The following is a 9,845-nucleotide window of genomic DNA, read 5'->3' as shown; positions in this document are numbered from 1 at the left end:
CACAGGTTCAGCACGACGAGCCGTCGAAGGCTGCGCCTGCCCCATGAAAGAACGCTCGCCGAAGCCGGAGCAGCAGCCGCGCCGGGGCAAAGCAGGCAGCCCAAACGGCGGGACGCAGGCGGCTCTCAGAAGCCGACGCCCGGACGACGGACAAAAAAAAACGGGACGCTCCGGCAAACGAAGCATCCCGCGGATGGAAAACAATGGAGAGAGGCGGCGCGCCGTTTCGGCCTCGCCTAGTGCATGGAGCAGGCTTCCAGCGCCTTGTCCAGCGTGGCCGTGTGATCGCGCAGGCGACCGTAGGCAAAAAAGTACCGATGCAGCGTCCACGCCTCAAGGTCAAGGATGTCGAGCTTGCCCTCGCTCTGATCGCAGAGAAAGGGGCGCAGAGCCTCCACCACTTCGGCGTCGGGAAACACCTCGCCTTCGTAGCTGATGCGCAGAAGATCGCCCTTCAGCTCCACGGCGTCGGGAGTGTACCAGTCTTCAAGCACGGCGCGCACGGCGCGATAGGTTTCCTCCGTGGCGGGATTCAGGGCCCCGTAGGCCTTCACAAGCACTGGTCTCATAGCTGCTCCGTATCCGCCTTTCCGCAGAGAAAGGCGTTCAGACTGAAACGCCGCGCCCGGAAGAACCGGACGCGGCGCAATGTTCACACTTCAGCGGCAAAGCGCAAAACCTTTCTGCTTTCGCCAGGACGGAGCGCGCGGCGCAAAGGCGCGCCGGAAGCAGCCCTCAGCCTCGGCAAAAGGCGGGAAAGCGCTCTAGCGCATGGCTCCCATGATGGACATGGACGCGTTCTTGAGCACATCGGCCAGCGTGCTGGACAGGGTCTGTTCGGCGAGCGCCGCGCCGGGAATGCCGGTCTTTTCCTGCTGGGAGGCAAAGCTTCTGGACACCGTGGCCTGCTTCTGGCTGTAGAGGCGGGTCTGGATGCGGATGACGGCGTCGTAGTTGCTGATGCTCTTTTCCGTGAGCCACACGCGTTCGACCACGCCGCCCACGATGTAGTCGGGCTGTCCGGCCTGAGCCTGGGCCATGGTAGTGGCCAGAGACACCTGCGCGCCCTGACGCGCGAGTTCGTCGGCCAGAGACTGGCTCACCCATTCCGCCACGCTGGAGCTCGGCTGGAAGGGGCTGCCGTCCTTGCGGGTGCCGATGTCGATGCGGCCGCGCTGATCTTCAAACACAACCACGGCCACGCGCGGAGCCGTGGCCACGGGCAGGGCGGCAGTTCCGCTGGGATTATAAAGCAGGCGGACATTATTCTGGGCCAGGCAGCCGGTGAGGGCCACCGCGGCGAACATCAGAACCGCACACATGGACAAGGAAAGACGACGGAAATGAATCATACCTCAACTCCTGAAAAAGGGATTTCACACCTTAGCCTTTTTATGTCCGGGACGCAACGCCGGGCCGACCTGCTAAATTCCCATGCGCACCTGATAGAGACGGCCGTCGCGCAGCACCTGAAGCAGTATCTGCCTCTTGAGAAAATCCCGGCGGAACGCGTCGAGAAACGCCTTGCGCGAACCGGTCGCCCGGCCGGAAACAGCCGTCACGGCGTCGCCCCTCTCCAGCCCGAGACGGGCCGCGGGAGAATTGGGCCGCACATCCGTCACCACCGCGCCGTTTCTGCCGTCCTTGACGGCCATGCCCCAGCGGCGCAGCGCAAGCGAGGCCGCCGTGCCGTCGTCGAAGTCCGCCATGGTCAGGGTGACGGTCTTTTCCGAGCCGTTGCGCCAGAGCTTCAGCGTCACGGGGGCGTGAGGCTGATGGTTGCGCAGCAGGGAAAGATACTTGTCTCTGTCGGTCACGGCATTGCCGGAAATTTCCATGATCACGTCGCCGGGGCGTATGCCCGCCTTGTCCGCCGGGCCGTTGTCGAACACTTCCGTGACGAGCAGACCTTCGGCTTCGGGCAGGCGCAGATAGCGGGCCGTGCGGGGATCCACGTTCTGACCGATGAGCGCAAGCCACGGCGTGCTCACATGGCCCTGATCGAGAATTTCGTCCACCACGCGGCGGGCCTTGCTGATGGGAATGGCGAAGCCTATGCCCTGCGCCTTGTCGTAGATGGCCGTATTCACGCCGATGAGCTCGCCGAGGATGTTCAGAAGCGGCCCGCCGCTGTTGCCGGGATTGATGGCGGCATCGGTCTGGATGAGATCGGTGAACACGCCGTCTTCGGCTTCAATGGTGCGGTCGAGGGCGGAAATGACGCCCGTGGTCACCGTGTGCGAAAAGCCGAAGGGATTGCCGATGGCAATGACGCTCTCACCGGGCATGAGATCGGTGGAATCGCCCATGGCCACGGAAGGCAGATTCTTCGCGCCCTTGAGGCGCAGCACGGCAATGTCGAAATCCGGCTCCGCGCCCACCACGTCGGCGTCGAAGGTGCGGCCGTCGAGAAGACGCACCGAAATGGCGGACGCGCCGTTCACCACGTGGGCGTTGGTGAGCACCAGCGAGCGGCTGCCGTCGATGATGATGCCGGAACCGATGCTCTGACTGCGCAGATCACGGCCGGGCATGTTGAAAAAGAAGTCGAAGGGAGTGAGTTCCGCAGGGGAGCGGCGCTCCACCAGCGTGCTCGTGATGTTCACCACGGCCGGAGCCACGGCGCTTACGGCGCGCACGGCGGGAGTCACGCGGGCCTGCTGACGCGCGGTCAGGGCCGGGGCGGCCGCAGGCGGCGCGGCGCAGCCCTCGGTCACGGGAACAAGACACAGAAGACAAACGAATACAAGAGAACGAACGGTAATTCTGCTCATAGGAAAAGACCCTCCGGGAAGCGGAGGTCAGTCTTTCGTCATTGCCGATCCGGACGCACGGGCGTCCGCAGAAAGGCTACTTGCCGTGAACCGGACGACCCGGTTCGTTTCTGCCGGGCGCGGGCGCTCTGCCGCCGTCCTTGCGGGGCTCGGGCCGACGCTGCACGGACGGGGCGGACGACTTGCCGGGGCAGGCAGGCGAAACATGGGCGTCGGGGCGCGGCGCGGGTCTGGACACCTGCGACTTCGGCGCAGGAGCCGGTCTGTTCACCTGCGGGCGCGGAGCAGGCCTGTTTGCCTGAGGCCGGGGCGCGGGAGCCGGCTTGTGGACCTGCGGGCGCGGGGCCGGACGGGGCGCGGGGCGCACCTCATGACGCACGGGGCCGGGATAGGGCTCCGCATACGTGTATCCGGGCTGCGGCGGAAGGCAGCCGGCCAGAAGAAAAAGACATCCTGCAACAATGGGCAGCGCACGCATGGCCTACCTCCAAGATGATGAAGCGAGCAACGCAGAAGGCGGTTTTCAGAACCGCCGGGCCCGGCAGGACGCCCTGCAGGCGTTCCGCCGAGGTTCTGCGCTGCGGAAAAACGCCGCGCCGCAAACGCTCACGGCGCGAAGTCTCAGCCGCCCGGAACGGCCCTGAGAAAACGCCCGGACAGCGCACACGCTGATCCGGGCTTTTCCGAGATTCGCCGAAACGGCCTCACGCTAGCGGCTTCTCGGGCCCCAGTAGGGATGATAGTCCGGGGGCGGAGGCCTGTGCCCGCGGGGCTGATCGTATTCCGGGCCGTCGTGATGAGGCGGCGGGACGGCGCATCCGGCCAGAGCAAAACTTACGCAGAGAAGCGCGATAAGACCAAAACGAATCATGACAACTCCTTTTGTTTCCACCTTGCCGTTCACGTCCGCTTGAAGGTGGCCGTGGCTTTCAGCCCGCCTTCCGGCCTGTTTTCCAGCGTCACGTCGCCGCCGTGCATGCGGGCCATGCTCCGGGCGATGGACAGGCCGAGTCCTGTTCCGCCCGTGCTGCGGTTGCGTGAACGTTCCACCCTGTAGAAGGGCTCAAACACCTTTTTGAGTTCCGACTCCGCGATGCCGGGGCCGCTGTCGGAAATGATCACGGACAGCATGTCGTCGCTGTCCTTGACGTCCACCACCACGTGACCGCCGTAGCGCAGCGCGTTGTCCATGAGATTGGCCAGGCAGCGCTTCATGCTGAGCGGACGCGCCTTGAGCGGACGGATCGAGAACATGGCCTCGGGCGTCTGAAGACGTTCCTCCATGCGGATATCCTGCCCCATATCCTGCCGGTCTTCAACAAGACTTTCAATAAGGGACATGACGTCCACAACGGCGACATTCTCGCTCTTGCTGCGCGCGATGTCTATGGTTGTGTCCATGATCTGCTGCAGTTCTCCGATGTCCTTCTGCAGCGGGCCGCGCTGACTTTCGTCGAGCTGCTCCACGCGCAGACGCATGCGGGTGAGCGGCGTGCGCAGATCGTGCGACACCGCGGCGAGGGTGCGTTCCCGCTCGTCGAGAAATTCGCGGATGCTCGTCTGCATGCGGTTGAAGGCCTGCGCGGCTTCGCGCACTTCGGTGGGACCGGTTTCGGGAAGCGCCGGCGTGTGGATGTCGCGGCCGAAGCGGTCGGCGGCGCGGGCGAGCCTGCGCAGCGGCTTCACGCAGAGATAGAACGCGAGGAAGCTGATGACCACAAAAAATATCTCGATGGCCATGATGCTCGTGAAGGGGAAATACGGCATGGGCGGATAGCCGGGCGCGGAATCCTCAATGACCACCCACGTGCCGTCGTGCAGCGGAACCACGGCCGTGGCCTGATACACGGAAGGTCCGCGCTTTCTCTTGTCCTCGGTGAAATACTGGCACACCGACTGCCCGAAGGATTCCATGGGGCTCGGCAGGTTCAGTTCGCGCACGGCCAGCATGCCGCGGCGCGGCACGTCGTCGCTGTAACCGTCCCCGCCGTGCATTCTGCCGTGACGGCCCATGCCATGCCGTCCGCTCATCATGCCGCCGGAGCCCCCGGGCATGTCGCCGTACAGGCGCGAAAGGGACACGTTGAGCATGTATTCCATGAGCGTGGACACGTCCTTCATATCCTCATGCACGGACAGGGATGGACGCGAACTCGTAAACGTGACGAAAAATCCGCGGCTGTTGAACTGTTCGCGCAGCACGAAGCGGATTTCCGGCGAGGTGGAATCGAGCAGCGCGGCCACTTCGGCCATGCGCCGGGCCCTGTCGGCCATGAGGCCGCGCATGAAGTAGAAGTGGCGGGATTCTCCCGCGTAAATGGTGGTAAGCAGCAGCAACGCGAAGAAGCCGCCCGAAAAAATGAGTATGAGCTGCGCCAGAAGGGAATCGGGCGAGAGTCTGGAAACAAGATGTCTCAGACCGGAAAGAAAGCCCTTCCCTTCCGCGTGCGTCCGGCTTTCCGCGGCAGCCATGAACTACTCCATGGTGATGGCGCTGGTGAACACGTAGCCGTCACCGCGCACCGTCTTGATGAGCTTGTTTTCGCGGCCCTTGTCGCCGTCGCCGGTGTCGCGCAGGCGGGCGCGGAGGCGGCAGACCTGCACGTCGAGGCTGCGGTCGAAGGGACTGCGGTCGGTTTCCTGGCCCTGAAGCTCGTCCTGAATGAAGTCGCGGCTGAGCACCTTCTGCGGATGCTCAAGGAAAATGGTGAGCAGGCGGTATTCCGCGCCGCTCAGATTCACCACCATGCCGCCGGGAGCGATCAGGTGACGGGCCGAAATGTCCAGGGTCCAGCCGCTGAAGTGATAGGCCTTTTCCGGGCGTCCGGCATCGGCGGGAGCGCCGGGCGCGCGGCCGGAACGGCGGAGCACGGCGCGGATTCTGGCCAGAAGCTCGCGCGGCTGGAAAGGCTTGACCACATAGTCATCTGCGCCGAGTTCCAGGCCCACCACGCGGTCGGCGGTGTCGCCGAGGGCCGTGAGAAAGATGACCGGCACGGACGAGGCGCTGTCCATGGCGCGCAGGCGGCGGCACAGGGAGAGACCGTCTTCGCCCGGCATCATGATGTCGAGCACGATGAGATCGGGCACTTCCTGTTCAATGCTCTCGAACATGGCCTTGCCGCCGTCGGCCACCCGTACAAGAAAGCCATGCTGGCGCAGGTACTCGGCCATGAGGTCGCGAATATCCTGATCGTCGTCAACGACAAGAAGGGACAGGGCAGGCATCTGAGAAGTATCGGTATCGGGCATGGTAAGGTCCTCCAGAACATTCTGGAAAGACTATAGCCGGGAGCGAACTTAATCGCACCCTTTTTCCTGTTACAATATGTTGCAGGAAGCTTGCCGCTTCTTGCCTCACAGAAGGCGCAGTCTTTTTTCCACTTCGTCGATGATGTAGCGCGGCGTGGACGCCCCCGCCGTGAGCCCCACGGTGCGCACGCCGGCAAAATCGGCGGCATTGAGCTCGTCGGCGGTTTCCACGAGCACCGTGGGCACACCGCGCATGCGGGCAAGTTCCGCCAGGCGCTTCGTGTTGCCGCTCGACTTGCCCCCGGCCACCACCATGGCCTGCACGCGCGCCGCAATTTCCCCGGCCTCCTCCTGCCGCTCGCGCGTGGCGTCGCAGATGGTGTCGAGCACGGCGAGAGAAGAGCCGAACCGCGCGGACAGGCGACGGTGCATTTCATCAAAGATGAGGCGGTCCTGCGTAGTCTGGGCGGCGAGCACCAGCGGGCGGCCGTCCAGCTCCGCGCCGGAGAGCAGCGCGTCCAGATCGGCCAGCGAAGAAAAAATGCGACTTGCGCCCGCGGCGTAGGAAATGAGACCCCGCACCTCGGGGTGCGACGCCTCGCCGTAGAGCAGAAGCTCGCGCCCGTCGGCCGTGGCCTCGGCAATGGCGAGCTGGGCGTTCTTCACGCGGGGGCAGGTGGCGTCCTCCACGCGGGCGCAGCGTTCGCGCAGTCTCGCCTCCACGTCTCTGGGAATGCCGTGCGCCCGGATGAGCACCGACATGTCGCTTTCGGACTCCTCCACGGCGTGCAGACAGCGCACGCCCTTGCGGGCGTAGTCTTCGAGCACCTGCGGGTTGTGGATGATCTCGCCGAGCGTGGCCACGCTCTGATCGGGCCGCGAGGCGACGATGGTGTCGAGCTTGTGCAGGGCAAGAGCCACGCCCATGCAGAATCCGGCGTGACTTGCGCGGATGACGTTCATGAAAAGCCTCCGTCAGGACTGCCGGACGCGCTTCACGCGCCGCAGGAAGGGAAAGGTGACAAGGCGGAAGTAGTCGCGATGGAAGAACCAGGCGATGACGAGCCACGAGACGACGAACAGCACGCCGCCCACGGCGAGCACGATGAACTGCTGAAGCAGGGCGTTCCAGCCCTGCATGAGCCTGAATCCGTCGTGCATGACGGCGAGCATGATGCCGCAGCCCGGCATGGAAATGAGCGCGCTGCGCCACGCCGTGCCCCAGATGCCGGCAAAGGCTCCGGACGCCCAGCGGCGGCAGGCCACCACCATGAGCACAAGCGCGTACAGCGCAATGGAAGCCGTGGTCACCAGCGCCACGCCTCGTGCGCCGAGGAGCGGAATGAGCAGCATGTAGCCCGGCACGGCGAGCAGCGTGACCACCGTGCCCACCACGGCGGGCGTGACGGTGTCTTCCCGCGCGTAGAAGGCGCGGCCCGTCACCTGCTGCAGAAGCCAGAACGGCACGGCGAGCATCATGATCTGCAGAAGCGGCGCGGCTCCCCGCGTTTCGGCGACGGAAAAGCTGCCGCCCTCGAAGATGAATCCGAGCACCGGGCCGGAAGCGGTGATCATCCAGGCCGTGACGGGCACGGCCACGATCATGCTGTTCGTCATGGTGCGGCGCAGCGTGGCGCGAAATTCGTCCATGTCGCCCTTGGCGGCCAGAGACGCGAGGAACGGGAACGAGGCCACGCCCGCGGCCTGCGCCACCACGCCCACGGGCACCATCATGATGCGCCGCGCGTAGTTGAGCAGACTCACGGCTCCGTCGCCGGCCATGCTGCCGAAAATGCGCACGAACTGCTCGTCGAGCACCACCACGGACTGACCGATCATGAGCGGCAGGGCCATGAGCAGAAATTTCTTCATGAGCGGATGCAGAAGGCCGAAGGAAAGGTGAAGCCCTCCGGCCCGCACTGCCGCAAGCGGCAGCGCGAACGCGCCGAGGGCGGCGCCTGCAAGCACGCCCCAGCAGAAGCCTTCCATGCCCTGCGCCAGTCCGAGCCACGGCAGCCCCACGCCGAAAAGCAGAATGCATCCGTTGTAGATGAGGGGCATGAGCGCGGGCACCGTGAACTGATGCCGGATGTAGAGCACGGCCGAAAGACAGGCACCCGGCAGGAAGAACACCTGCGCCGGCAGCACGATGCGCAGAAAATCCGCAAGACGCGCGCACTGCTCCGGCGTAAAGCCCGGAGCCACCATCGGCGCAAGACGGGAGGCCGCCGCCCACGCGACCACGGAAAGCAGTCCGATGGACAGCGTGGCCCAGGAGAACACCACGCCGAAGAAGCGCCAGCCGTCGGCCTCGTCTTCCTCGAAGCGCCGGGAAAGCAGCGGAATGAGCGTGATGGAAATGTAGCCGCCCGCCAGAAGATAATTCAGAAAGTCGGGCACGACGAAGGCCGCGAAATAGATGTCCGTTTCGCCGCCGGCTCCGAACTGCCAGGATATGATCTTGTCGCGGAAAAGCCCCATGAAGCGCGAAACGAGCACGCTGAACGCCATGATGAGGGCGGCCGCCCCCATTTTCTGCCGAGATGTAAGTGCCATACTCATACCGGAAGCCCCACGGCTCGGGAAACGGACAGAATCCTCACGCTCTCCGGCGGAATGACCACGTATTCCCGACTGAGCGGTCGCCAAGGATCCGTCAATTTTGCATAGGGCAGGCAGAAGAGCGCGCCCGCCTCCAGACTGCAGTCGAGAAAATGCAGTCCCTCCATATCCATATAGTGTCCCACCGTCCAGTGATCCACGTAGGGCCGTTCCGAGGGCGGGGCAATGCGCAGAAAGCGAAATATCGACACCAGCGGCATGGGCGGTCTTGCGCAGGAGCGCAGCGCCTCCCACACCTGATCGCAGGACGCGTCCGGCGCAAAGGGCGCACTCACGCAAAGGCCGGGAAACTCGTGCCGGCGCACGTCGTCGAGCATGAAGTCCACCAGGGAAACGTAGTCGGTGCGGTGTTCGAGAATTCTTCCGAACATGTCCGGATCGGCGGCCTGCGCGTACAGCGCGCGATTGAAAATTCTCCGGGCCTGATGCGGACCTATGCTGAACAGCACCTGCAGCGCGTTGAGCACTGCGTACATGGCGCAGAAATTGTCGATTTTTCCCTGATAGAAAGGCTGCATGGCGTACTCCCGGACAGGCACGTGAAGCAGGAGGACCCGTCGGCCCGCACCAGGAGCCATCCTTCTGTTTTCCCTTTCTTAGGGGATAACGTGACGATGATATCCCGTCAAGAAGCTGGACAGCCCGCATTTCCCTGTGTATAGTGTCGGAGTGAAAGGCATATTACCATAGCTTGATATAAAGATATGTCTTTCCCGGATGCCTTTCGCTCACGGTGTCCGGTTCATGCCGCATCCCTCCGAGCGCCCCGTGAACTTCAAGGAGACTCCATGATCCCCCCTAAAGGCAAATACCTCTTCACTTCCGAATCCGTCACTGAAGGTCATCCCGACAAGGTGGCCGATCAGATTTCCGATGCCGTGCTCGACGCCCTGCTTGAGCAGGATCCCGATTCCCATGTCGCCTGCGAAACACTGGTGACCACGGGCATGGCCATTGTGGCCGGCGAAATCACCACCAAGGGCTACGCCGACCTTCCGGCCATCGTGCGGCGCACCATTCGCAACATCGGCTATCTCGGCACCGACATGGGCTTCGACGCCCAGACCTGCGCCGTGATTTCCTCCATCGACAAGCAGTCGCCCGACATTGCGCAGGGCGTGAACCGCGCCAATCCCGAAGATCAGGGCGCGGGCGACCAGGGCATGATGTTCGGCTTCGCCTCCAACGAAACCGACA

11 protein-coding genes are annotated in these 9,845 nt (G+C 64.0%); 1 reads left to right on the top strand and 10 read right to left on the bottom strand.

The features are described from left to right. Nucleotides 1-236 precede the first annotated feature (236 nt). From ACZM96_RS07450 to ACZM96_RS07405, 10 genes are all read right to left on the bottom strand, one after another. Nucleotides 237-569, bottom strand: coding sequence for a hypothetical protein (locus ACZM96_RS07450; RefSeq protein ID WP_489488264.1), 333 nt, complete (start codon nt 567-569; stop codon nt 237-239). Between the two features lie 195 nt (nt 570-764). After that, nucleotides 765-1,352, bottom strand: a complete 588-nt coding sequence (locus ACZM96_RS07445; RefSeq protein ID WP_489488262.1) for a hypothetical protein — start codon at nt 1,350-1,352, stop codon at nt 765-767. Nucleotides 1,353-1,424: 72 nt separating this feature from the next. Beyond that, nucleotides 1,425-2,774, bottom strand: coding sequence for a trypsin-like peptidase domain-containing protein (locus ACZM96_RS07440; protein ID WP_489488260.1), 1,350 nt, complete (start codon nt 2,772-2,774; stop codon nt 1,425-1,427). Nucleotides 2,775-2,850: 76 nt separating this feature from the next. Then, nucleotides 2,851-3,252 carry a hypothetical protein gene (locus ACZM96_RS07435; protein WP_489488258.1) on the bottom strand — a complete coding sequence of 134 codons (402 nt, stop codon included), beginning with the start codon at nt 3,250-3,252 and terminating at the stop codon, nt 2,851-2,853. 231 nt (nt 3,253-3,483) lie between these two features. Next, entirely contained in the window at nt 3,484-3,645 is a 162-nt protein-coding gene (locus ACZM96_RS07430) for a hypothetical protein (RefSeq protein WP_294484010.1), read from the bottom strand. Nucleotides 3,646-3,674: 29 nt separating this feature from the next. Beyond that, entirely contained in the window at nt 3,675-5,246 is a 1,572-nt protein-coding gene (locus ACZM96_RS07425) for an ATP-binding protein (RefSeq protein ID WP_489488256.1), read from the bottom strand. Between the two features lie 3 nt (nt 5,247-5,249). Beyond that, nucleotides 5,250-6,026, bottom strand: coding sequence for a response regulator (locus ACZM96_RS07420; protein WP_489488254.1), 777 nt, complete (start codon nt 6,024-6,026; stop codon nt 5,250-5,252). A gap of 105 nt (nt 6,027-6,131) precedes the next feature. Beyond that, nucleotides 6,132-6,989, bottom strand: a complete 858-nt coding sequence (gene ispH / locus ACZM96_RS07415) for a 4-hydroxy-3-methylbut-2-enyl diphosphate reductase (RefSeq protein WP_489488252.1) — start codon at nt 6,987-6,989, stop codon at nt 6,132-6,134. A gap of 12 nt (nt 6,990-7,001) precedes the next feature. Beyond that, nucleotides 7,002-8,582 (bottom strand): murein biosynthesis integral membrane protein MurJ, encoded by a 1,581-nt coding sequence (gene murJ / locus ACZM96_RS07410; RefSeq protein ID WP_489488250.1) that lies wholly within the window; start codon nt 8,580-8,582, stop codon nt 7,002-7,004. Nucleotides 8,583-8,584: 2 nt separating this feature from the next. Then, nucleotides 8,585-9,166 carry a hypothetical protein gene (locus ACZM96_RS07405; RefSeq protein ID WP_489488248.1) on the bottom strand — a complete coding sequence of 194 codons (582 nt, stop codon included), beginning with the start codon at nt 9,164-9,166 and terminating at the stop codon, nt 8,585-8,587. A 270-nt stretch (nt 9,167-9,436) separates the two neighbouring features. On the opposite strand from ACZM96_RS07405, the gene ACZM96_RS07400 reads away from it, so the two are divergent. Further along, on the top strand, nt 9,437-9,845 hold a 409-nt coding region (locus tag ACZM96_RS07400), incomplete at its 3' end, for an S-adenosylmethionine synthetase N-terminal domain-containing protein (RefSeq protein WP_489488246.1).

The organism is Mailhella sp., from assembly GCF_057866825.1.
Note: the sequence above shows the minus strand (reverse complement) of the source record. Positions and strands in the feature narration are given on the sequence as shown.